Here is a 21,999-nt window from a genome sequence, read left to right as displayed (position 1 = left end):
CACCGGAGAACCGACATTTCGCACCGATCGGCGCACTCAGGCCTCGGCGGTGCGGGCGGCGCGCTTCGCGTCCTGGAACACCCGGATCGCCTCGTAGCGCTCCGCCGAACGCGCCTGGCGCTTGGCGGCCTGCTCCTGACGGTTCTTCGGGGGCGCCGAGGTGACGAGTCCGTCGAGCAGATTCCGCACCGAGCGCTCGATCTCGGCGATCGCCCGGTCGAACACCTCCCGGTTCGCCCGCGACGGGGCGTTCGTCCCCGAGATCTTGCGCACGAACTGCAGCGCGGCGTCGTGGCATTCGTCGTCGGATGCCGGGGGCTCGAGGTTGTTCAGGGGGATGATGTTGCGGCACATGCCAGCCAGGCTAGATCGCTGAGCGCCGGAGTCAAGGGGTGGCCGCGTGTCCACGGCATCCGTCGGGCAGGCCCGCCCCACCCGTTCGCACGGGCCTGCCCCTCCGAACGGGTGGTCAGCCCCGCGCGATCGCCGCGAGCTCGACCCGCGAGCCGGCGCCGGACTTGCGCAGCAGGTTCGAGACGTGGAACTTCACGGTGTTCTCGCTGACACCGAGCGTGTGCGCGATCTCGCGGTTGCGCCGGCCTGCGGCGATCAGCCGCAGCACGTCGCGTTCGCGCGGACTGGCGTCGATCGCGGCGGGCAGGTCGCCGGCATCCGCCGGGGGGTCGAGGGGCAGGCGGATGCCGACCTCCGACCCCCAGCCCGGGGTCGCCGCCACCGAGAAGTCGCCGGCGAGGGCCGACACCTGCTCGCCGATCGAGCGGAGCGTGTCGTCGTGGGCGGTGAGGTCGCCGCGGCCGTCGTCGCGGATGCCGATGAGCAGGTTGAGGCCGTCGCAATCCCACTGGATGCGCACGCGCCGGGTGTCGCCGCGGTCGACGATCGCCAGCACGGTGCTGCGCACGATGGCTCTCGCGGAGTGCGCGATGTCGCCGGGGAGGGCGCGGCCGTTGGCCGGCGGTTCGACGAATTGCACGTCGAGCTCGCTGTACCGCACGAGTGGGCGCAGGTCTCCGCGCAGCCGTTCGAACGCCCCGGTGACCGGCTCGAGGCCCGCCCCCTGCTCGTCGTTCAGGGTGCGCAGCCCCACGAGGGCGCCGGCGGCGACGTCGACCGCGATCGTGCGGGCCGCCTTGTCGTCGAGGCGGGTCGAGCGCAGCGTCGCGAGCAGGGATTCGAGCGTGAGCGCGTACCGGTCGCGCTGCTCGGCGAGCGCGCGGGAGTGGTCGGCGGTGAGGCGGCGCGACGTGGTCTGCGTGGCGTGATCGGTGGCGCTCATGGGCACCCACTCTATCTCGCCCCCTCCTTTCGGGTAGGGGGAACGGTCCCGAGGCAGGAGCGCCCGACGATCGGATGCTCGGAAGGCTGGGGGCATGTCCCTCACCGCCACCATCTCCCCGGGAGCGGCGATCTCCCTCGTCGCCAACGAGCTCCTGCACGCCGCCGAGCGCACGAGCGTCGCGAACGCGCGACAGCTCGACGACCTCGCCGCCCTCCTCAGCGACGCCGACCGGGTGTTCGTGATGGGCGCCGGACGCTCGGGACTCGCCCTGCGCATGACGGCGATGCGCCTCATGCACCTGGGCCTCGAAGTGCACGTGGTCGGCGACACGACTACTCCCGCCATCGCGGCGGGCGACGTGCTGCTCACCGCGAGCGGCTCGGGCACCACCGAGTCCATCGTGCGCGCGGCCACCCGCGCCTCCGAGATCGGCGCACGCGTCGGCGTGATCACGACCGCCGAGTCGTCGCCCCTCTCCGACCTCGCCGATGTGCGCGTGCGGGTGCCCGCGGCGCAGAAGCTCGATCGCAGCGCCGAGGCGTCGGCGCAGTACGCCGGGGGCCTGTTCGAGCAGATCGTCGTGGTGATCGGCGACGGCCTCTTCCACGCGCTCTGGCAGCGCCAGGGTTCGAGCGCCGACGAGCTGTGGCCGCGGCACGCAAACCTCGAATGACGTGTCCGAGGCCCGTCCCTTGACCTTCCCCCGACCATCCCCGAAACCATCCCCGAAGAACGGAACACCCATGAAACTGCAGTTCGCCATCGACACGCTCAGCACCGAGAAGGCTCTGGAGCTGGCCGCGGCCGCCGCCGCGCACGTCGACATCCTCGAGCTCGGCACGCCCCTCATCAAGAGCGAGGGCCTCTCGGCGATCACCGCGCTGAAGGAGGCCCACCCCGACAAGGTGATCTTCGCCGACCTCAAGACGATGGATGCCGGTGAGCTCGAGGCCGACATCGCCTTCGGCGCGGGCGCCGACCTCGTGACCGTGCTCGGCGCCGCCGACGACAGCACCATCGCCGGTGCCGTGAAGGCCGCGAAGAAGCACGGCAAGGGCATCGTCGTCGACCTGATCGGCGTCGCCGACAAGGCCGCCCGCGCCCAGCAGGTCATCGGCCTGGGCGCGGAGTTCGTCGAGATGCATGCGGGCCTCGACGAGCAGGCCCAGGAGGGCTACTCCCTCGACAGCCTCCTCACCGACGGCGCGGCATCCGGTGTCGCCTTCTCGGTCGCGGGTGGCGTCAACGCGTCGAGCATCGCCGCGGTTCAGGCATCCGGCGCGCAGGTCGCCGTCGCCGGCAGCGCGATCTACAGCGCCGAGAACGTCGGAGACGCAGCCGCGGCGCTGCGCGCGGCCATCGTCTGACGGGCGGCACCTCTCGCCTCACCCCCTCGCGCGCCGATCGGTGCGAAATGTCGACTTTCAGCCCTCAGAACCGACGTTTCGCACCGATCGGCGCAGCTGGGAGAACGCGTCAGACGGAGCGCGAGTCCTCGAGCGACGGGTAGTCGGTGTAGCCCTCGGCGGTCGACCCGTAGAACAGTTCGGGGCGGGGCTCGTTCAGATCGGCGCGTGCCTGCCACCGCTCGACGAGGTCGGGATTGGCGATGACGGGGCGCCCGGCGGCGACGGCATCCGCCCATCCCTCGTCGACCAGTTCCTCGGCCTCCTGACGCGTGGTGGGGACCGCGAAGCCGGAGTTGACGATGAGCGGGGCCTTCGACGCCGCGCGGATCGCCTGCACCAGGTCGGCGCGCGGGTCGGCGTTGAGCACGTCGACGAACGCGAGTCCGAGCGCGGCGAGGCCGTTCGCGACGGCGGTATAGGTGGCTCGTGCATCGGCGTCGTCCTCTTCGAGCACGCCCTGGATGTTGTGCTGGGGAGACAGACGGATGCCGGTGCGCTCCGCCCCGACCGCCGCGGCGACCGCGCGCGTGACCTCGACCGCGAAGCGCGCGCGGTTCTCGGGCGATCCGCCGTACGAGTCATCGCGCACGTTCGACACCGGCGAGAGGAACTCGTGCACGAGGTAGCCGTTCGCACCGTGCACCTCGACACCGTCGAACCCTGCCGCGATCGCGTTGCGGGCCGCCTGCGCGAACTGCTCGACCACCCCGGGGATCTCGTCGAGGGTGAGCGCGTGCGCAACGGGCAGGTCGGCTTTGCCCTCGGGCGTGCGGGTCTGGCCCGGAGCGGCGAGCGCGCTGGGGCCGACGACGCGGTCCTCCCCCGAGATGAGCGGGTGCGAGACGCGTCCGCCGTGCATGAGCTGCATCACGATCGTTCCGCCGGCCGCGTGCACGGCGTCGGCGACCCGACGCCAGCCCTCGATCTGCGCGGGCGTGACGATTCCCGGCTGCCCGGGGTACGACTTGCCCTCCGCCGCGGGCCACACGCCCTCGCTGATGATCAGGCCCTGTCCCGCGCGCTGGCGGTAGTACTCCGCCATCGTGTCGGTGGGAACGCCGGCGTCATCGGCACGGGTGCGCGTGAGCGGCGCCATCACGACGCGGTTGGACAGGTTCAGGGCGCCGAAGACGGCGGGCGAGTAAAGAGTCACACTGGAGACCAAGATGCACGGGCCCGCGGGTATTCCCGCTAGCGCCGCGAGCGGCGGGCGTCAACCCGATGCGGCAGTCCCCGTCGCCCGCCTACCGTGGGAGGAGACGATCACCGCCGAGGATCTCGACGACGATCGGCACGACGGGAGAAGAAGGACATGCATCCGCCGCGCGCGCTGACCACCTCGGTCGTGATCCCGGTGAAGGACGATGCGGCTCTGCTCGCCGTCTGCCTCGCCGCACTCGCGCGACAGACGACCCCGCCGGGCGAGATCGTCGTGGTCGACAACGGGTCGCAGGATGCCTCCGCCGATGTGGCCCGCGCGGCGGGCGCTCGGGTGATCGCCTGCCCGGACCCGGGCATCGGTGCGGCGGCGGCCACCGGGTACGACGCCGCGCGCGGCGAGGTGATCCTGCGCCTCGACGCCGACTGCGTCCCGGGCGAGGGTTGGGTGAGCGAGGTCTCCCGCGCCTTCGCCGCGGCCGACGACGTCGCGGCGTTCACCGGACGCGCGCACTTCACCGACGGTCCGAACGCCCTGCGTGCGCCCCTCGCTGCCGTGTATCTCGGCGCCTACGCCGCCGTGACCGGGCTCGCGCTCGGGCACCGCCCCCTCTTCGGCTCGAACCTCGCGTTCCGCCGAGACGCCTGGCTCGCCGTGCGCGATCAGGTGCACCGCCACGATCCCGAGGTGCACGACGACCTCGACCTCGCGTTCCATCTCGGCGCCGAGCACCGCATCCGCGCGCTCCCCGGCCTGTCGATGGGGATGTCCATGCGCCCGTTCACCGGAGGGCGGTTCGGCCGGCGCGTGCATCGCGGCATGCGCAGTGTGCTGGTGCACTGGCCCCACGACTTCCCGCCGTTCCGGTGGGGGCGCATGCTCGCCCACCGCACCCGGCGACTGGCGGCGACACCTCGCGGGAGCCACAGATGACGGGCAGCGCGACGCTCATCGGCCCGGTCGCTCCGCCCGAGGTGCACGTGATGACGCTGAACGCGCGCCGCGCGATGGAGGGGCCCCTGATCGCTCGAGCCGATCGCTGGAGCACGCGCGAACCCGCGGTGCACGCTCTGCTCGCCTCCGAACGTCCGACCCTGCTCGGCCTGCAGGAGGCCCTTCCGCGCGTGATGCCGCCGATCCGGAGGGCGCTCGGCGACGGCTACCGATCGTTGGGACGCGGGCGCGGGCGCGGCGGCACCGGCGAGGGCACGCCGGTGCTCTACGACGGCACGCGCCTGCAGCTCGTCGACGGCGGCCAGCGTGCGCTGTCCGATCGCCCCGACCTTCCGGGCTCGCTCGGGTGGGGCAACGTCATCCCGCGCATCGCCGTGTGGGCCGAGTTCGTCGATCGTTCCACCGGGGCGCGCCTGCTCGTCGTGAACACGCATCTCGATCCCTTCTCGCGGCGCTCCCGGCAGCGCTCGTCCGAGGCGATCGCCGCGTTCATCGGCGAGCGCGGTGTGGCCGCGATCGTGATGGGCGACCTCAATGCCGATGTCCGCTCGACGTCGGTGCGCGCCCTGGTCGCCGGAGACCGGCTCACGGATGCCTGGGCCGCTGCCGACGCGCATCTCACCCCCGAGTGGGGCACCTACACGCACTATCGACGTCCTCGGGTTCGCACCCGGCGCATCGACGCGATCGCCGTCACTCCCGACGTGCGGGTGCGCGCGACGGGGGCGAACGCACGCACCTTCGCGGGTGCGCACCCGTCCGACCACCTCGCGGTGCAGGCCGTGATCCGCGTCGACGGTGCCGCCCGCAGGAACGCACGCAGATGGACCCCATGAAAGAGGACTTCCTGCGCCCGCCGCGCACCACGGCCGAGTGGGCGGCCGACGTGCTCCGCGCCCTGGGCGTGCTGGCGGTCGTCGCGGCCGCGATCTGGCTGAAGCCCACCGATGCCGGCATCGCCGCCCTCGCTCTGCCGGCCCTCATGCTGCCCCGGATGCTCGGGCTGCGGCCCTGGTTCGACGTCACCGCGTGCGTCACCGTGCTGATCGCCGCGTGGAGCAACGTGTTCGACCTCTACCGCACGATCACGGGGTGGGATCTGCTCCTGCACGGAGTGTGCACCGGTGTGCTGGCAATCGTCGCGGCCGTCGTGCTCGAGCGCACGGGAGTCGTCGCCCTCACCCGCGAGGCCGGGGTGCGCCGGCGCACTCCCCTCGTGCTGCTGCCGCTCATCGCGCTCGCCATCAGCGCGGTCTGGGAGATGATCGAGTGGGTCGGCTGGGCGTTCCTCAGCGACGAGATCTTCGTGACCTATCAGGACACGATCGGCGACATGGTCCTGGGCGGACTCGGCGGCGTGCTCGCCGGGGTGCTGCTCGCACGCGTGCGGATCGCACGCCCGGCCGCACCGACCGGTTCTCCCGCATCCGTGGCGCCGACGGGTGCCGCCGCATGAACGCTCCCCCCACCCTCGCCGAGACCCGCCGGGCCGCACGTGAAGCGTTCGGCTGGTCGACCCTGCTGCCGGGGCAGGCCGAGGCGATCCAGGCCGTCGTCGGCGGACGCGACACGCTCGTCGTCTTCCCGACCGGCGCGGGGAAGTCGGCCGTCTACCAGATCGCCGGGCTCGAACTCGGCGGCGTCACCCTCGTGATCTCGCCGCTGCTCGCTCTGCAGCGCGACCAGGTGGAGTCGATCGATCAGGCTCCCGATGCCCCCTCCGCCGTCGCGATCAATTCCCGCTCCTCAGCTCGTGCCGTGCGCGAGGCCTGGGCGGCGGTCGAGAGCGGCGAGCCCGTCTACCTCTTCCTCGCACCCGAGCAGCTCGCCCGCACCGAGGTGCGCGACCGGCTCGTCACCGCCGGCGTGGGCCTGGTGGTCGTCGACGAGGCCCACTGCGTCTCGGCCTGGGGGCACGACTTCCGCCCCGACTACGCGCGGATCGGTGACATGGTCGACGCCCTCGGGCATCCGCCGGTGCTCGCCCTCACCGCCACCGCCTCCTCACCCGTGCGTGACGACATCGTCGAGCGCCTCGGCATGCGCGACCCGCACCTCGAGATCCGTGGCATGGACCGCCCCGAGATCCACCTCGCGGTGCAGCGCTACGAGGATGACGCGCAGAAGCGCCGCGCCGTCATCGACGACGCGGCGACGGAGACCGGCGCGACGCTCGTGTACGTCGCCACTCGCAAGGAGACCCGCGACTACGCGGATGCGCTCTCCCAGCGCGGGCGCCGAGCAGCGGGGTATCACGGCGGCATGTCGGCGCGGGACCGGGATGCCGTGCATGCCGCGTGGAGCGCCGGCGAGCTCGACGTCGTCGTCGCCACCTCGGCGTTCGGGATGGGCATCGACAAGTCCGACGTGCGCCGCGTCGTGCACGCCGACGTGACGGAGTCCCTCGACTCCTACGCGCAGGAGATCGGCCGGGCAGCGCGCGACGGAGAGCCGTCGCGGGCCGTACTGCACTATCGCCCCGAGGACTTCTCGGTGCGGGCGTTCTTCGCCGGGGGCCACTCACGTCCTGCCGAGGTGAAGGCCGTCTGGAAGGCCCTCCGGGACGCCGGTGGACGTGTGCGCGCCACCACGGTCGGTGGGGCTGCCGGCCTGTCGGCGCGGACGGCCGGCCGCGTGCTCGGCTCGCTCGTCGCGGTCGGAGCGGCGGCATCCACCGCGCAGGGCTTCTCGGCGGTGGGCCGTCGAACACCGGCCACGATCGTGAAGGCGGTGCGCGACCACGAGGACGCCCAGAGGCGCATCCGCGAGTCGCGCATCGCGATCATGCGCGGCTATGCCGAGGCCGTGCGCTGTCGTCGCATCGCCCTGTTGGAGTACTTCGGCGTCGAGGCCCCCGACACATGCGGGGCGTGCGACCGCTGCGATGCGGGCGAGGCACCCGCGCGGGGCACGCGCCGGCAGACCGACTCCTCGGGCGAAGACCATCCCGACGGCATCCGCGCCGACGACGCCGTCCGTCACACCGAGTGGGGCGTCGGCACGGTCGTCGGCGTCGAGGACGACCGTCTGACCGTGTTCTTCGAGGAGCAGGGGTACCGCGTCCTCGCGCGCGAGGCGCTGGAGCGCGGCATCCTCGAGGTCGCCTGAGCGCGGCCGTCGCGCCTTCCTTCCTCACCCCATTACGCCACACCACGCCACGCCACGCCACGCCACGACGCCACGACGGATGCCGAGACCCACCGCACGCGTCGAGACCCACCGCCCCCGACGTACGGGGCGATGGGTCTCGGCGAGAGTGATGGGTCTCGACGACCTCGGATGCCGCGGCTAGGGCACGAGCGTGAACCTCACCTCCGTCGCGTTGCCCGCGACGTCGAGCACCACCAGGGTGTTCTCGCCGGCGACGGCGCCGAAGCGGCCGGCCTTGACGGCGTTGAGATCCGACCAGGGGTTGTCGGTCAGCTCGGTCGTCACCCCGTTCAGCACGACGCGATCGACCTTCAGCGCGTCGTAGAGCTTGAACGACACGACCTTGTATGCGCGATCCGCGCCCGCACCCTTCGAGTCGGGTTTCGCCGTGACCGTCGGCGGCGTGACGTCGAGCGTGAACCGCACCGTCGTCTCGTTGCCCGCCGCGTCGCGCACGACCAGGGTGTTCGCGCCCTCGACGGCCCCGAACACCCCCGGCTTCACGCCGTTGAGGTCGGACCAGACGGCATCCGTCACCTCCTTCTCGACGCCGTTGAGCGAGAGACCCGCCACGAGCCCCTCGTCGTGCAGCTTGAACGAGACGGTCGAATAGACGCCGTCGCGGCCGACCGTCGCCCCGGCATCCGGCTTGACCGTCACGGCGGGAGCCGTGGTGTCGGTCGCCGCCGCCGTGACCGTCAGGTCGCGCAGTCGCCCGAAGTTGTCGAACGAGCCGAAGCCCACCCGCCCCTCCGGGAACGTGGTGTCGGTCGCGGTGAGCAGCGGGGTGTCGAGCCCGTCGAGGTAGACCGCGACCTCGCCCGTGTCGCAGCGCACGAGACGCACGTCGTGCCACTCCTCGTCGGTGATCGCCGGCGGGGCGCCGACCGAGCCGTCCCACTGGTCGTCGACCCGCACGCGGTCGGCGTTGTTCACCGTGAAGATGCCGTTGTGCGGGTAGATCGTGTTGTCCTTCGACAGGTGCACGTACGAGTACTCGGTGTCGGACTTCCACCCGAACACCAGGATGACGTCGCGGTTGTTGACCGAGGCCTTCTCATCGATGCGCACCTGGGCCGTCAGATCGAACGACCCGAGCACGGGCCCCTCGTTCAGCACGGCGTATTCGAAGGGACGACGGATGCCGTCGTTCGGGTTCGCACCCGCCTCGGTGAGCACGATCTGGTCGCCGGGGAAGTCCCATTTGGCGGGAGTCCTGGGCGCCCAGTTCTCCTCTCCCATCACGTCGGTGATCACCTGCCCGTCGGGCGTGCAGGCGGCGGGGGCCGGAGGCTCCACCGGCGGCACGGCGTAGAGCGCGTACTGCGCGGCGATCTGCTCGGCGGTCGGCACCGTGTCGAGCAGCATCACGTCGTCCATCCGGCCGTGGAACGGGTTCGACTCGCGGGTGTTCTGCGGGAAGCTGCCTCCGATCTTGATGCCGGCGGGGGTGGTGTCGCTCGTCGCGCCCGATCCCCAGGGGTTGGCTGCCGTGTAGCGCCCGGCGAGCTCCTCGCCGTTCATGTACAGCTTCATCTCTCCCGCGGCGAAGTCGAAGGTCGCGGCGAGATGCACCCACTGCCCCTTCTTCAGGATCTCGTCCCACGGCAGGTCGGCCGCGAACGTCCACGACCCGGCCCCGTCGACGCGGCGACCGAGGGCGACGAGCTTGAGCTCGCCGTCGACCGTGATGACCTCGAGCAGCGCCCGCACCGCGTGGCCGTCGGAGGTGCCGGTGAGCACGCCCGCGAGACCGATCGCGTTGTAGACGTCGTCGGGGTTCGCGGTGCCGGAGTTCAGCGCCGGGTGATCCCCCGTGGGCTTGAACCAGCCCATCACCGAGATCTCCTCGGCACCGGCGAAGTCACCGAGCGTGTCGACCCCCGTGGCGTCGTAGACCCCGGCCTTCCAGTCGTCGTTCGACGCGGTCGTCGGACTCATCTGCTGCGTCTGCAGCGCCTTGCCCGCTCCCGAGTAGGCACGGTCGGTCACCCGCTGCTCGATACCGCCGTTGATCAGCGCGATGTCGGTGCCCGAGCGCCCCTGGTCGACCTCGACGGTCGGGTCGGAGCCCGGGTGGTCGAAGTCGTGGTGCGTGACGATGTTCGGCGCGAGCTCCGGCAGCACGAACGGAGAGGACGGACCCGCCTCGCGGGCGCCCGTCACCTTCCAGATCTTGCCGTTCGCCTTCGAGACGAGATACAGCTCGCCGTCGGCATCCGAGCCGAAGCGCAGGTCGACGCGCGTGTCGCCCACCAGCTCCTGGAAGGTGGTCTCCTCGCCGTCCTCGAACACCCGCAGCTGCTCGATCGTCGCGAGATCGGCGATGTCGCCGTCGTTGCGCACCATCTCGTCGGCCTGCGTCGAGAGCACCCATCCGCGCACCAGGTCGGTGAAGAGGTACCGACCCTGCAGCGCCTCGATGTCGCCGCGATAGACGAAGCCGCCGTTCACGGCCACGCCCGCGTCACCGGTCTGGCCGGGGTCGCGGTTGTGGTCGTAGGCGGCCACCGGGTAGGTGAAGCCGAACTCGGCGTCGTTCTCGGGCAGCGGGAAGATCTGCCGGTTCTCGGCGAGGAACGAGCCCTCGCGCACCGACCAGCCGAAGTTGTCGCCCGGCTCGACGGCGTAGACCGACTCGACCTGCCACTCGCCGATGTGGGCGAGGTACATGGTGTGGTCGCCCTCGGGGTCCCAGCTGATGCGGTGCGGGTCGCGCAGACCCACCGCGTAGATCTCGGGGAGCGCACCCTCCTCGTCCAGGAACGGGTTGTCGGCGGGGATGCCGTACGCGCCGTTCGCGCTGTCGTCACCGGTCGGGTCGATGCGCAGCACCTTGCCCTGCGGGGTGGCGAGATCCTGCGGGTTGCCGTTGCCGACGCCGTTGCCGCCGTCGCCGACGAGGATGTACAGGATGCCGTGCTCGGCGGTGCCCTCGGCGGCCGTCGGGTTGAACGCGATCTGCTGCACCGTGTGCACGCGGCCGCCGAACGGGATGCGCATGACCTCGCGGTGCGTGCCGGAGAACGTCTCGGCGGACGGATCGGATGCCGTCCACTCGGTGATCACGCTGTGGAACTGCGTGTTGCCGAAGGCCGGGAAGTCCGGGGTGTCCTCGGTGAGCGCCGTACCGCCCTCGGTGTGCACTGTGTAGAAGAGCCCGTTCTCGGCGAAGTCCGGGTGGAACTCCGCGGCGCCGAGTCCCGTGCCCAGTCCCGCGCTGTTGTGGAAGTTGTCGACGAACTCGTCGCGCACGTTGAGGTAGGGCACGTACTCGCCCGATGCCTTGTCGACGAGGTAGAGGATCGCGTTGTTGTCGGGCACCATCAGGCGACCCGAGTCATCGGGAACCTCGTCGAGGTGCGTGATGCGGTTGTGCCGCACCAGACGCGGGTCCTGTGTGGCCGGGGTGGTCGTCGACTCGGGCAGCTGCGCGAGCTCGGTGACCTCGATGCCCAGGCTCGCGAGCTCCGGGTCGGGCAGCGGGTTCAGCAGCGGCTCGGTCGGGGTCTCGCCGGGTGCGCAGTCGCCCTCGTTGCCCGTGGCGATCGCGAGGTTCTCCCCCGTCGTGTCGATCGCGACGTCGTCGAGCAACAGGCGCCCGGTGCTGGTGGCGCCGTTCTTCCAGAAGAAGCGGTCGAGGTCGCCGTTCACCGCCTGGCGGAAGCCGAACTGCTGCTCGGTGCCCTCGGGCAGGCGGGTGATCTCGTCGTAGGCGCCGCCCTGACTGTAGACGGCGACCTTGTCGGTGGCGTTGTCGGCGACGATCCAGACGCACTGCCAGGCATCGCGCGACCAGACGCCCGCGGGCCTGAAGGCGCCGCCGTCGCGGACGCGCAGCACGTCGTCGTTCTGGTTGTTCACGTACGCGCGGCTGTGCGCGTAGTCGTTCGGGGCGTCGACGTCGGTCAGACCGAACGAGGTGTCGACGCTGCCCGTGCGCAGGAAGCGGAAGAAGAGCGTTCCGGTCGTGCCGTCGGCGATCGCCGGGATCTCGCGGAACGCCTGCTGGCCGCCGCCGACCGACTCGACGACCTGGTTGTTTCCGTTGAGCGGGTCGGCGACGACACGCGGAGCAGCGGATGCCGTCCAGCCGTCCTGCCCGTTCAGCGCCGTGCGCTCGTAGCCCTCGAAGTCGATCACCTCGGGGAACGTGGCATCGGCCGTCGCGGGGGTTGCGGCGAGCAGGGTGCCGATCATGGCCGCGGCGATGGCGGCCGCCCCGGCTCTGCGGTGGCGTCTGCCGCCCGGTGGCACGGCATCCGTTCGCCGGTTCGCGCTCGTCGACCGTGTGTTTCGCTTCTGCATCAGAGACCTCTCAACGTCATCGTCGTGTGGTGTCGTGCCGGTGTGGTGTCGTGCTCCTCCCCGGGGCGGCACTGCAGAGGGAAGGGCGATCAGCATCACGGAAGCGCGTGCGTAAGCGCTTTCGCAACCGCTTTCGTCGAGGCTAGCGCGCGGGCGCGGGGGAGGCAAGGGCGGGATGCTTCGACCTCACGCACCGTGTCGGGCGGAGTTCTCGCCGTGGGGCGGAGGAATTGGGCGGATGCTTCCGCCCCACGCGGAATTCTCCGCGTGTTGCGCGTGGGGGACGCTTCGACAGGCTCAGCGACCCAGTTCCTGAGACTGGGTCCCTGAGCTCGTCGAAGGGCCCAGCCACTGGGTCCCTGAGCTTGTCGAAGGGCCCAGCCACTGGGTCCCTGAGCTTGTCGAAGGGTCCCGCCCCGAGATCAGTCGAGTGCGCGCGCGAGCTCCGCCCCGGCCGCATGCAGCCAGCGGGCCGGATCCTGCATCGCGGCCTCGCCGGAGCCCGCGAGATCGGTGAGCGCGGCGTGCGCGGCGAACGCCGAGGTGTCGGCATCCGCGTCGATGCGACCGGCCACGAGCAGCGCGGGCACCCGGGCGTCGGCGGCGACCGAGGCGACATACGACGGCACCTTGCCGGCACCCGACTGTCCGTCGAACGCGCCCTCGCCCGTGATCACCACGGTAGGACCGAGAGCGGATGCCGCGGCCAATGCCTCTGGCAGTCCCACGAGTTCACCGACCTCGGCCGAGCCCGCCACGAGTCGCGCGCCCCACACCAGGAGGCCGAATCCGGTGCCGCCGGCCGCGCCCGCGCCCGGCATCGCAGGATCGGCGGGCAGGAGAGCCGCGAGGCGCGCGAGTCCTGCGTCGGCGCGCGCGATCACCTCATCGGCAAGCCCCTTCTGCGGACCGAACACCGCCGCCGCCCCGAGCGACCCGAGCAACGGGTTCGTCACGTCGCTGAGCACGAGAACACCACCGGGGGGCAGCGCGCGCAACCCGGTCAGGTCGACCGATGCGACCTCGGCCAGTCCACGCGCCCCGTCGGCGATCGGCGCTCCGGATGCGTCGAGGAATCGGGCACCCAGCGCCGTCAGCATCCCGACCCCGCCGTCGGTCGACGCGCTCGACCCGATCCCGAGCACGAGGCGCGACACCCCGGCGTCGAGGGCCGCGGCGATCGCCTGCCCGAAGCCGAGCGTGTGGGCGTCCTCCCCCACGCGCCGCTCGCCGAGCAGTTCGATGCCACTGGTCGACGCCAGCTCGACCACACCCGTGCCCTGCGGAGCATCGGTGGTCGCCGGCAATCGCAGCCACGCGGCATCCGTCGGCCGTCCGTCCGGACCCGTCACCCGCACCGGCACGCGCACCACCCCGTCAATCGCCGCGGCGAACGCGTCGACCGTGCCCTCTCCCCCGTCGGCCATCGGCCGCAGCACCACACGATCGTCCGGACGAACCGAGCCCCACCCCGCGGCGAGCGCGGCGGCGACATCGGCGGCACCGATCGTGCCCTTGAAGCTGTCGGGGGCGAAGACGACGGTGTGCACGCTCGGGGTCACGCTCACGACACTACGCGGGGCGGGGAAGCGCGGGCGCGAGGTACGGCGAGACGCTGCGCCCGAAGGTCTCGGCCGTACGCCGCACGACGGCGGCCGGGTCATCGGCCCAGATGTCGGCGTGGAAGATCTCGACCTCGATGTCGCGGTCGTACCCGGTGGCGACCACGGCCTCGGTGAGGCCCTGCAGGTCGATCACGCCGTCGCCGGGATAGTGCCGGCTGAGCAGCACGTCGGCGGGCAGCGGGGTCTTCCAGTCGCACACCTGATAGGTCGCGATACGGCCCCCGCGTCCGGCTCGGGCGATCTGCGCGAGCACATCGGGGTCCCAGAAGATGTGGAAGGTGTCGACGGCGGCGCCCACGACCTCCGCGTCGAAGTCGGCGGCGATGTCGAGGGCCTGCCCGAGGGTCGAGACGACGCAGCGGTCGGTCGCGAACATCGGATGCAGCGGCTCGATCGCGAGCGTCACTCCCGCGGCGGCGGCGTAGGACGCCAGGTCGCCGATCGCGTCGCGTACCCGTTCGCGCGCTCCCGCGATGTCGCGCGACCCCTCGGGCAGCCCGCCGGCGACGAGCACCAGCACGGCGGTCGACCCGGGAGCGCCGGCGGCGGCGAGCGCCGCGGTCTCGTCGATCGCGACGCGGTTGTCGTCGAGCGACGCCTGCCGCGCCTCGCCGTCGGGCACCGTGAAGAACCCGCCGCGGCAGTGCGTCGTGAACCTCAGACCGGAGTCGGCGAGCATCGCCGCGGCGGTCGCGAGCCCCACGGCCTGCACGGGCTCGCGCCACAGACCGATCGCCTCGACACCGGCGTCGCGCGTCACATCGAGCGCGGTGCGGAGGTCGGCGTGCTTGATGGTCGCCTGGTTGATCGACAGACGGGGGTCGGGCGCGGTCATGCGAGGACTCCGTTCATGCGAGGACACCGTTCATGCGAGGACACCGTTCAGCTTCAGCAGCGCATGCCAGCGGCCGGCCGCGAGGTCGGGGTTCTCCAACGCGCGTGCGGCGTTGGCGAGCTCGACGATGCGCGACAGGTGCGGCAGGCTGCGCGCGGAGTGCAGGCCGCCGACCATCTGGAACGCGGGCTGGTGGCCGTTGAGCCACGACACGAAGGCGACGCCCGTCTTGTAGTAGAAGGTCGGCGTCGCGAAGATCTGCCGGCTCAGCGCCTCGGTCGGGCCGAGGATCTCGAGGTAGCGATCGGGGTCACCGGCGTCCAACGCCTGGATCGCCGCCGATGCCGACGTCGTCAGCGCCGCGAACGCGCCGAGCAACGCGTCGGAGTGCCGCCGCGGCTCGGCCGCCTCGCTCACGGGCTGCGCGGCATCCGGCACGTCGGCCCCGCCGATCAGGCCGACGTAGTTGAAGTCGTCGCCGGTGAACATGCGCACGCCGTCGGGCAGACGGTCGCGCACGGCGACTTCGGATGCCGCGTCGAGCAGGCTCATCTTGACTCCGGCCACCCGGTCGGCGTTCTCCCCGATGATCTCGATCAGCACATCGGATGCCGTGCGCCAGTCGTCGGATCCGAAGTACCCCTGCAGCACGGGATCGAACGCGGTGCCGAGCCAGTGCAGCACGACCGGGGTCGTCGCCGCGCCCAACACCTCGCGATACACCCGGCGGTAGTCGTCGGCCGAACGGGCGGCGCGGGCCAGGTGGCGCGACGCCATGATCACGGGCCCCGCTCCCTGCTCCTCGGTGAAGTGCAGCTGCGTCTTGTAGGCGTCGATGACGGCATCCACCGTGATCTGCTCGTCGTCGACGTGGTCGGTGTTGACCCCGACGACGACCGCGCCGCCCTCCTCGCGGGCGACCTCGGCCGAGCGCGAGATCAACTCGCGGGTCGCCGCGGCATCCAATCCCATGTTGCGCTGGGCGGTGTCCATCGCGTCGGCCACGCCCAGCCCCCACGCGTAGGCGTGGCGGCGGAAGGCGAGTGTCGCGTCCCAGTCGATCTCGGCGGGACGCCCCGGGGTGTTGTCTCCGGCGACCTTCGGCACGACGTGCGCCGCGGCGTAGGCCACGCGGCTCCGCAACGGGCCATCGGGGCGGGTGTACGAGGGCGCCTCGGACAACTCGACCTGTGAGGTCGAGCCGTCCGGGGCGAGCAGGGTGAGCGCGCCCATGGTCGTCACCCCTCGGTCAGCGGGGTCAGTTCGATCTTGCGCCCCTCGCGCGACGACGCGAGTCCGGCCTCGGCCAGCTGCACACCGCGGGCACCCGCGAGCAGGTCGAACGCGTAGTCGGTGCCGAGCACGTACGACTCCAGGAACTCCTCCCACTGCTGCCGGAAGCCGTTCTGGAACACCTCGTTCGTGGGGACGCCCGCCCAATCCGCCGCGTAGTCGTGGTCATCGGCGAGGTCGGGGTTCCACACCGGCTTCGGGGTGGCGTTGCGGTGCTGGATCTTGGCGCCGAAGAGCCCGACGACGGCCGAGCCGAGCGTGCCGTCGACGTGGAACTCGACGAGCTCGTCGCGGTTGACGCGCACGGTCCACGAGGAGTTGATCTGCGCGATCGCCCCGCCCTCCAGCTCGAAGATCCCGTAGGCGGCGTCCTCCGCGGTGGCGGTGTAGCGCTCGCCGTTCTCGTCCCAGCGGTCGGGGATGTGCACGGCCGCCTGGGCGTACACGCTCTCGACCGTGCCGAAGAGGTTCTCGAGCACGTAGTTCCAGTGCGGGAACATGTCGACGATGATGCCGCCGCCGTCTTCGGTGCGGTAGTTCCAGCTGGGGCGCTGCGCGGGCTGCCAGTCGCCCTCGAAGACCCAGTACCCGAACTCGCCGCGCACCGAGAGGATGCGTCCGAAGAAGCCCGAGTCGATCAGTCGCTTGAGCTTCTGCAGACCGGGCAGGTAGAGCTTGTCGTGCACGACACCGGTCTTGACGCCGGCCTCGCGGGCGAGGCGGGCGAGCTCGAGGGATTCCTCGAGCGACTCGGCGGTCGGCTTCTCGGTGTAGATCGTCTTGCCGGCCGCGATCGCCTTGCGCAGCGCCGTGGCCCGCGCCTTCGTCACGAGGAAGTCGGCGTAGATCTCCCACTGCGGATCGGCGAGGGCTGCGTCGAGATCCGTCGTGTAGTCGGCGATGCCGTGGCGCTCGGCGAGCTCGGCGAGCTTCGTCTCGCTGCGGCCGACGAGGAGCGGCCGCACCGTCACCTTCGTGCCGTCGGAGAGCTCGATGCCGCCCTCGTCGCGGATCGCGAGGATCGAGCGCACGAGGTGCTGGCGGTAGCCCATGCGCCCCGAGACGCCGTTCATGATGATGCCGATCTCGCGCGTATTCGCGGGAGAGAAGGCGGATGCGGGGGCCTCGGCAGAGGCGGTGGTCGTGAGGGACATCTCGTTCCGTTCTTCCGTCAGGGTGCTGTTCATGCGAGTCAGTTGCCGGTCGTGGCGGGCTTGCCGCCCAGGTAGAGCGCGGCGAGGGTGGGGTCGGCGAGCAGTTCGGATGCCGGGCCCGAGATGTGCACGCGACCGAGGTCGAGCACGCAGCCGATGTCGGCGGTCTCGAGCGCCCGTCGCGCGTTCTGCTCGACGAGCAGCACCGCGGTTCCGGCGTCGCGCATGCGCACGATCTGCTCGAACACCTTCTCGGTGGTCTTGGGGTCGAGACCCATCGACGGCTCGTCGAGGAGCACGACCTTGGGGCTCACCATGAGCGACCGGGCGAACTCGACCTGCTTCTGCTGGCCGCCCGAGAGCAGACCCGCGAGTTGCTTCCACCGCTCCCCCACGATGGGGAAGAGATTCTGCACGAACTCGACGCGCTCCTGGATCACCTTCTGGTCCTTGAGGGTGAAGGCGCCGAGCATCACGTTCTCGCCGACCGTCATCTCGCGGAAGACGCTGTGGCCCTGCAGCACGTGGGCGAGGCCGTGGCGCAGCATCGACTGCGGTCCCTCGCCGGTGATGTCGCGGCCGTCGACCTCGATCTTGCCCGAGCGCGGCTTGAGCATGCCGCTCGCGACCTTCAGCACGGTCGATTTGCCGGCGCCGTTCGGCCCCACGAGGCAGACCACCGATCCCGGCGGCACCTCGACGGTGAGACCGCGCAGCACGAGCGCCGCCCGGCCGTACCCCGCCTCGATGTCGCGCAGTTCGAGCAGGTTCTTCGCTTCAGACTCCAAGGTAGGCCTCCAGGACTCGCGGGTCTTGCTGGATGATCTCGGGGGTGCCCGCGGCGATCGGGCGCCCGCGGTCGAACACGATCACGTGGTCGCACAGGCTCATGACCATCTCCATGTTGTGCTCGACGATGATGAAGGTCTTGCCCTCCTCGTTGAGCTCGCGCACGAGGGTCGCGATGCGCCCGATGAGGGCGGGGTTCACGCCACCGGCCGGCTCGTCGAGCATGATCGTGTCGGGCTCGCCCATGAGCACGCCCGCGAGCTCGAGCAGCTTCTGCTGGCCGTAACTGAGGTTGCGGGCCTCGGCGTGCTCGAGGTGGTCGATGCCGACGCGTCGCAGCCAGCCGCGGGCCCGCTCGAGCTCGTCGGGATCGTGCGCCGAGCGCAGCTGCTGGCGGATGCTCGTGCTGCGCACGGCGACCAGCAGGTTCTCCATCACCGTCATGCGCGGGAACACCCGGCACAGCTGGAAGCTGCGGCCGATGCCCGCCCGGGCGATGCGGTCGGGCGACTTGCGGGTGATCGCCTGCCCCCGGTAGCGCACCTCGCCGGAGTCCGGCTTGATCATGCCGGTCACGCAGTTGAAGAAGGTCGTCTTGCCCGAGCCGTTCGGTCCGATCAGGCCGTTGACCTTGCCCTCCTGGAAGGTGACGGTCGCGGCGTCGACGGCGGTCACGCCGCCGAACCTCTTGGTCATCTCGACGGTGCTGAGGCTGTCGAGCGTGGTGGTGGCGGCGTTCATGCTGACGTCTCCTTCGCCGCGGCATCCGCCGTTCGTTTCTCGTTCTGCTCGAGAAGTTCGCCGGCGGTCACCTCGCGGATCGAGGCCTGGTCGGATTTGCGGGTGATGAGGTTGCGCACCGCGGGGATGACGCCGTCGGGCATGAAGAGCACGACGATGCCGAGCAGGATGCCGGTGGCGATGAGGTGGAACTGCGTGTCGCCGAACTCGAGCTTGAAGTACTCGAGGGCGACACCCACGACGACGGCGCCGAGGAGCGGGCCGAAGAGGTTGCGCACCCCGCCGAGCAGCGCCATGAGCACCATGTACGAGCCGATGAGGATCGAGAACTGGAAGATCGGGTCGAGGTCGCCGAACCACAGCGCGTAGAGGCCGCCGCCCAGCGACACGAACAGCGCCGAGAGGATGTAGGCGATGAGCTTGTAGCGGGTGGTCGGCACGCCCAGCGACTGCGCCTTGTCCTCGTCCTCGCGGATGGACTTGAGCGCGGTGCCGAACTTCGACCGGTCGATGATCCACCACACCAGCAGCGCGAAGGCGAGCAGGGCCACGAACAGGTAGAAGAACACCCGGTGGTGCTCGGGTCGCAGCATGCCCGGGAACGGCCGGGGGACGTTGAGCCCCTCGGAGCCGCCGGTCACCTCGCGCCAGCTCTGGAACACCAGCAGCATGATGAGCACGAAGGCGATCGACACGATCACGAACGATGCCCCGCGCACCCGGAGGGCGGCGATGCCGATCGGGATCGCGATCACCGCGACGAGCAGGGCGGCGAGGACCCAGGCGACGAAGCCCGGGAGCGCCAGGTACTTGATCAGGAGCGCGGTGCCGTAGGCGCCGAGCCCGAAGTAGGCGGCGTGGCCCAGGGAGATGTACCCCGTGAACCCGCCCATGAAGTTCCACCCCGTCGACAGCACGGCGTAGTTGAGGATGACGACGCCCGCCGACAGGATGTACGGGTTCGGGGCGATGGTCGGGAACGAGAGGATGAGCGCCGCGCCGATGACGAGAGCGGCGAGCTTGATCCACGTCGTCGAGCGACGACGGGTGGGAGCGGGCGGAGCGATGACGACCGTCTCGGTCGCGATCGGTTCGCGGCTAGAAACGCTGGGCAAGACGACCTCCGAAGAATCCTTGCGGGCGGAACATCAGCGTGGCGAACAGGGCGACGTAGAAGATCGTCTGCGCCCACGTGGGTCCGAGGGGGAGCTGCAGCAGGCTCTGCGCGACTCCGAGGACGAGCGCCGCGATGGCCGCGCCCGGGATGCTGCCGAGACCGCCGACGACGATGATCGCCATGAGCGGGCCGATCCAGTGCCAGTGCAGCGAGGGGTAGATCGTGGCATCGAGCGAGAGCGCGGTGCCACCGATCGCGGCGGTCGCGAGGCCGAGGCCGAAGCCGTAGCCCGCAACGCGGTCGGTGTTGATGCCGACCAGCCGCGCCGCCTCCGGATGCTGGATCGTGGCCCGGAGCGCCTGGCCGAACTTCGTGTACTTCAGCAGCACGAAGAGGCCGGCGAGCGCCACGGCCGCGAGGCCGAACGCGATGAGCTTGACGACCGGCACCGAGGCCCCGAAGAAGTCGAGGCTCGCGCTGGCGTACGGCAGCGGGATGCGCCGCTGGGTGCCCGAGAAGAAGAACCCGAGCGCCCCCTCGATGATCAGCGCCACCGCGAAGGTGAGCAGCACCGACATCATGGTGAGCGTCAGCGGCTTGAGACGCGACACCAGCAGCCGCTGCATCACGACGCCGGTGAGGAAGAACAGCGGCACGGTGACGACCAGCGACAGCAGCGGGTCGAGCCCGGTCTCGCGGTTGAACCACCAGGCGAGGTACGCGGCGAGGATGAGGAACGCGGAGTGCGCGATCATCACGACGCGCATGATGCCGAAGTAGAGGGTGAGGCCTGCGGCCAGGAGGGCGTAGAGCCCTCCCAGCAGCACGCCGAGGATCAGGCTTTGAAGTAGCAGTGCTCCACTCACGATGTACGGATCACCACGTCGGCTTCGGGAAGAGGAAGTCGGTCTCCTTGACGTCCTCGGGGAGGACGATGCGGATCTCGCCGCCGACCCACTGCTGGATGAGGTGAGCGCCGGTGGGCTTGCCCGTCTCGTCCCAGCTCAGGGGCCCGACCACGGTCTCGACCTCGTTGTCGCGGAGCCAGTCGATGAGCTGCTGCTGGCACTCCCCCTGCTCGGCGCAGCCGACGGCCTCGACGGCCGCGGCGACGACCTGTCCGGTCGTGTAGGCGTTCGCCTCGTCCTCGGCCGGCGGGTTGCCGTGCATCTCGGTGTACTTCTCGACGAACTCGATGTTGCTGGGGAACTGCGAGTCGGGCGAGTAGCCGGTGGGAGCCAGGATGCCCTCGGTCGCCCCGCCGATCGCCGCGGCGAACTCGGGGTTGGTCGGGGCGGTCGAGAACGCGGCGAGCTCGGGCTGGTAGTTCAGCTGCTGCAGCGCGATGATCAGGTTGACCGCGTCCTGGTACTGGGTGCCGCCGATCACGATGTCGGCATCCGACTGCGCGATCTTCGCCGCGATCGTCGAGAAGTCGGTCGTGTTGGGCGGGTAGACCTCGTCGACGAGGATCTCGACGCCGGCCTCTTCGAGCTTGTCGCGCAGGCCGTAGGCCGTGCCCTGCGCGAAGGGGTCGTCCATCGCGGCGACGGCCGCCGTCTCGGGACGCTGGTCCTCGGGAAGGGCGAGCAGGTAGTCGGCGAGGTTGTTGTAGTGGTCGTTCGCGATCGCGGGGGCGGCGTAGAAGAGGTTGTCGAAGCCCTGCTCGAACACCTCGGCCGCGGCTCCGGCCGGCTCGACGAAGAGCATGCCGTACTCCTGCGCGACACGCGCCGAGGGCACGACCAGACGGGTCGAGAACGGACCGAAGACGAGGTCGACGCCGTCCTGGGCGATGAGCGACTCGTAGTCCGAGACGACACGGTCGGCGTTGGACTGGTCGTCGAGGATCTTCAGCTCGACCTGGCGACCGAGCAGTCCGCCGTTCTCGTTGACGATGTCTCGCCAGGCCTCGTAGCCGCGCTCGACGCCCTTGCCCGGCTCCGAGAAGTCGCCGGTGAGCGGCAGCGAGATGCCGATGACGATGGGGTCGTCCGATCCACCCCCTTCCGACTGGTCACCGGTTCCGGAACAGGCCGAAACCGTGAGGGCGGCGATCGTCAACGATCCGATCGCTGCGGCAATCCGTCGACCTTGGCGGCGTGCAGTCATGCGGGTGTCTCCTACGTCATCGTAAGCGAAAGCGCTTTCGTAAGCGCTTCCGC

The 21,999-nt window shown here is 70.7% G+C and carries 19 protein-coding genes; 6 read left to right on the top strand and 13 right to left on the bottom strand.

Features of this window, described 5'->3' with window-relative positions:
* Positions 1-36: 36 nt before the first annotated feature.
* Together ACIPVN_RS15825 and ACIPVN_RS15820 are read right to left on the bottom strand one after the other, a co-directional pair.
* Complete coding sequence (locus ACIPVN_RS15825) at positions 37-354, bottom strand: DUF2277 domain-containing protein (protein WP_336641821.1); 318 nt, start codon at positions 352-354, stop codon at positions 37-39.
* Between the two features lie 115 nt (positions 355-469).
* Entirely contained in the window at positions 470-1,297 is an 828-nt protein-coding gene (locus ACIPVN_RS15820) for a LuxR C-terminal-related transcriptional regulator (protein ID WP_400444850.1), read from the bottom strand.
* A 94-nt stretch (positions 1,298-1,391) separates the two neighbouring features.
* Between ACIPVN_RS15820 and hxlB the strand changes: the two genes are divergently transcribed.
* Both hxlB and hxlA read left to right on the top strand, forming a co-directional pair.
* The gene (hxlB, locus tag ACIPVN_RS15815; RefSeq protein WP_400444847.1) at positions 1,392-1,973 is read left to right on the top strand and encodes a 6-phospho-3-hexuloisomerase; all 582 of its coding nucleotides are present in this window, start codon (positions 1,392-1,394) and stop codon (positions 1,971-1,973) included.
* 70 nt (positions 1,974-2,043) lie between these two features.
* Positions 2,044-2,667 carry a 3-hexulose-6-phosphate synthase gene (gene hxlA, locus ACIPVN_RS15810; protein ID WP_400444844.1) on the top strand — a complete coding sequence of 208 codons (624 nt, stop codon included), beginning with the start codon at positions 2,044-2,046 and terminating at the stop codon, positions 2,665-2,667.
* A gap of 109 nt (positions 2,668-2,776) precedes the next feature.
* Here the strand turns inward: hxlA and ACIPVN_RS15805 are convergent, their stop codons facing one another.
* Entirely contained in the window at positions 2,777-3,862 is a 1,086-nt protein-coding gene (locus tag ACIPVN_RS15805) for an alkene reductase (protein ID WP_400444841.1), read from the bottom strand.
* Positions 3,863-4,021: 159 nt separating this feature from the next.
* Here ACIPVN_RS15805 and ACIPVN_RS15800 point away from each other — a divergent pair, with 159 nt between their 5' ends.
* The 4 genes from ACIPVN_RS15800 to ACIPVN_RS15785 are packed head-to-tail and all read left to right on the top strand — an operon-like array spanning position 4,022 to position 7,930.
* Positions 4,022-4,801 carry a glycosyltransferase gene (locus tag ACIPVN_RS15800; protein WP_400444839.1) on the top strand — a complete coding sequence of 260 codons (780 nt, stop codon included), beginning with the start codon at positions 4,022-4,024 and terminating at the stop codon, positions 4,799-4,801.
* Positions 4,798-5,658, top strand: coding sequence for an endonuclease/exonuclease/phosphatase family protein (locus tag ACIPVN_RS15795; RefSeq protein ID WP_400444836.1), 861 nt, complete (start codon positions 4,798-4,800; stop codon positions 5,656-5,658). Before ACIPVN_RS15800 ends, ACIPVN_RS15795 begins: the two co-directional genes overlap by 4 nt.
* Positions 5,655-6,278 (top strand): hypothetical protein, encoded by a 624-nt coding sequence (locus tag ACIPVN_RS15790; protein WP_400444969.1) that lies wholly within the window; start codon positions 5,655-5,657, stop codon positions 6,276-6,278. The genes ACIPVN_RS15795 and ACIPVN_RS15790 overlap by 4 nt, the downstream gene beginning before the upstream one ends.
* Complete coding sequence (locus ACIPVN_RS15785) at positions 6,275-7,930, top strand: RecQ family ATP-dependent DNA helicase (protein ID WP_400444833.1); 1,656 nt, start codon at positions 6,275-6,277, stop codon at positions 7,928-7,930. Before ACIPVN_RS15790 ends, ACIPVN_RS15785 begins: the two co-directional genes overlap by 4 nt.
* 180 nt (positions 7,931-8,110) lie before the next feature.
* On the opposite strand, the gene ACIPVN_RS15780 is transcribed toward ACIPVN_RS15785, so the two are convergent.
* The 10 genes from ACIPVN_RS15780 to ACIPVN_RS15735 form a co-directional block, all read right to left on the bottom strand.
* Positions 8,111-12,280, bottom strand: coding sequence for a PQQ-dependent sugar dehydrogenase (locus ACIPVN_RS15780; protein WP_400444830.1), 4,170 nt, complete (start codon positions 12,278-12,280; stop codon positions 8,111-8,113).
* 422 nt (positions 12,281-12,702) lie between these two features.
* On the bottom strand, positions 12,703-13,830 hold the full coding sequence (locus ACIPVN_RS15775; protein ID WP_400444967.1) for a glycerate kinase: 1,128 nt from the start codon (positions 13,828-13,830) through the stop codon (positions 12,703-12,705).
* 22 nt (positions 13,831-13,852) lie between these two features.
* A complete protein-coding gene (locus ACIPVN_RS15770) occupies positions 13,853-14,740 on the bottom strand; it encodes a sugar phosphate isomerase/epimerase family protein (protein WP_400444828.1) in 888 nt (295 codons plus the stop codon).
* Positions 14,741-14,770: 30 nt separating this feature from the next.
* Entirely contained in the window at positions 14,771-15,973 is a 1,203-nt protein-coding gene (locus tag ACIPVN_RS15765) for a dihydrodipicolinate synthase family protein (RefSeq protein WP_400444825.1), read from the bottom strand.
* 5 nt (positions 15,974-15,978) lie between these two features.
* Positions 15,979-17,187 (bottom strand): Gfo/Idh/MocA family protein, encoded by a 1,209-nt coding sequence (locus ACIPVN_RS15760; RefSeq protein WP_400444822.1) that lies wholly within the window; start codon positions 17,185-17,187, stop codon positions 15,979-15,981.
* 38 nt (positions 17,188-17,225) lie between these two features.
* Positions 17,226-17,975, bottom strand: coding sequence for an ABC transporter ATP-binding protein (locus ACIPVN_RS15755; protein WP_400444819.1), 750 nt, complete (start codon positions 17,973-17,975; stop codon positions 17,226-17,228).
* Positions 17,965-18,717 (bottom strand): ABC transporter ATP-binding protein, encoded by a 753-nt coding sequence (locus ACIPVN_RS15750; protein ID WP_400444817.1) that lies wholly within the window; start codon positions 18,715-18,717, stop codon positions 17,965-17,967. The genes ACIPVN_RS15755 and ACIPVN_RS15750 overlap by 11 nt, the downstream gene beginning before the upstream one ends.
* Positions 18,714-19,832, bottom strand: coding sequence for a branched-chain amino acid ABC transporter permease (locus ACIPVN_RS15745; RefSeq protein WP_400444814.1), 1,119 nt, complete (start codon positions 19,830-19,832; stop codon positions 18,714-18,716). Before ACIPVN_RS15745 ends, ACIPVN_RS15750 begins: the two co-directional genes overlap by 4 nt.
* Positions 19,816-20,700: a branched-chain amino acid ABC transporter permease gene (locus tag ACIPVN_RS15740; RefSeq protein ID WP_400444811.1), complete on the bottom strand. Its 885-nt coding sequence runs from the start codon at positions 20,698-20,700 to the stop codon at positions 19,816-19,818. The genes ACIPVN_RS15745 and ACIPVN_RS15740 overlap by 17 nt, the downstream gene beginning before the upstream one ends.
* A 10-nt stretch (positions 20,701-20,710) precedes the next feature.
* On the bottom strand, positions 20,711-21,946 hold the full coding sequence (locus tag ACIPVN_RS15735; protein WP_400444808.1) for an amino acid ABC transporter substrate-binding protein: 1,236 nt from the start codon (positions 21,944-21,946) through the stop codon (positions 20,711-20,713).
* Between the last annotated feature and the right edge of the window lie 53 nt (positions 21,947-21,999).

The sequence above is a fragment of the Microbacterium sp. NPDC090003 genome (assembly GCF_044748385.1).
Taxonomy (GTDB): Bacteria; Actinomycetota; Actinomycetes; order Actinomycetales; family Microbacteriaceae; genus Microbacterium.
This window is presented reverse-complemented; position numbering and strand designations above follow the sequence as displayed.

What these genes read in the sequence shown, in the direction of transcription:
- ACIPVN_RS15825 (WP_336641821.1), bottom strand. Translation starts at nt 354, where the DNA reads ATGTGCCGCAACATCATCCCCCTGAACAACCTCGAGCCCCCGGCATCC.
- ACIPVN_RS15820 (WP_400444850.1), bottom strand. Translation starts at nt 1,297, where the DNA reads ATGAGCGCCACCGATCACGCCACGCAGACCACGTCGCGCCGCCTCACC.
- hxlB (WP_400444847.1), top strand. Translation starts at nt 1,392, where the DNA reads ATGTCCCTCACCGCCACCATCTCCCCGGGAGCGGCGATCTCCCTCGTC.
- hxlA (WP_400444844.1), top strand. Translation starts at nt 2,044, where the DNA reads ATGAAACTGCAGTTCGCCATCGACACGCTCAGCACCGAGAAGGCTCTG.
- ACIPVN_RS15800 (WP_400444839.1), top strand. Translation starts at nt 4,022, where the DNA reads ATGCATCCGCCGCGCGCGCTGACCACCTCGGTCGTGATCCCGGTGAAG.
- ACIPVN_RS15795 (WP_400444836.1), top strand. Translation starts at nt 4,798, where the DNA reads ATGACGGGCAGCGCGACGCTCATCGGCCCGGTCGCTCCGCCCGAGGTG.
- ACIPVN_RS15790 (WP_400444969.1), top strand. Translation starts at nt 5,655, where the DNA reads ATGAAAGAGGACTTCCTGCGCCCGCCGCGCACCACGGCCGAGTGGGCG.
- ACIPVN_RS15785 (WP_400444833.1), top strand. Translation starts at nt 6,275, where the DNA reads ATGAACGCTCCCCCCACCCTCGCCGAGACCCGCCGGGCCGCACGTGAA.
- ACIPVN_RS15780 (WP_400444830.1), bottom strand. Translation starts at nt 12,280, where the DNA reads ATGCAGAAGCGAAACACACGGTCGACGAGCGCGAACCGGCGAACGGAT.
- ACIPVN_RS15770 (WP_400444828.1), bottom strand. Translation starts at nt 14,740, where the DNA reads ATGACCGCGCCCGACCCCCGTCTGTCGATCAACCAGGCGACCATCAAG.
- ACIPVN_RS15765 (WP_400444825.1), bottom strand. Translation starts at nt 15,973, where the DNA reads ATGGGCGCGCTCACCCTGCTCGCCCCGGACGGCTCGACCTCACAGGTC.
- ACIPVN_RS15760 (WP_400444822.1), bottom strand. Translation starts at nt 17,187, where the DNA reads ATGTCCCTCACGACCACCGCCTCTGCCGAGGCCCCCGCATCCGCCTTC.
- ACIPVN_RS15750 (WP_400444817.1), bottom strand. Translation starts at nt 18,717, where the DNA reads ATGAACGCCGCCACCACCACGCTCGACAGCCTCAGCACCGTCGAGATG.
- ACIPVN_RS15735 (WP_400444808.1), bottom strand. Translation starts at nt 21,946, where the DNA reads ATGACTGCACGCCGCCAAGGTCGACGGATTGCCGCAGCGATCGGATCG.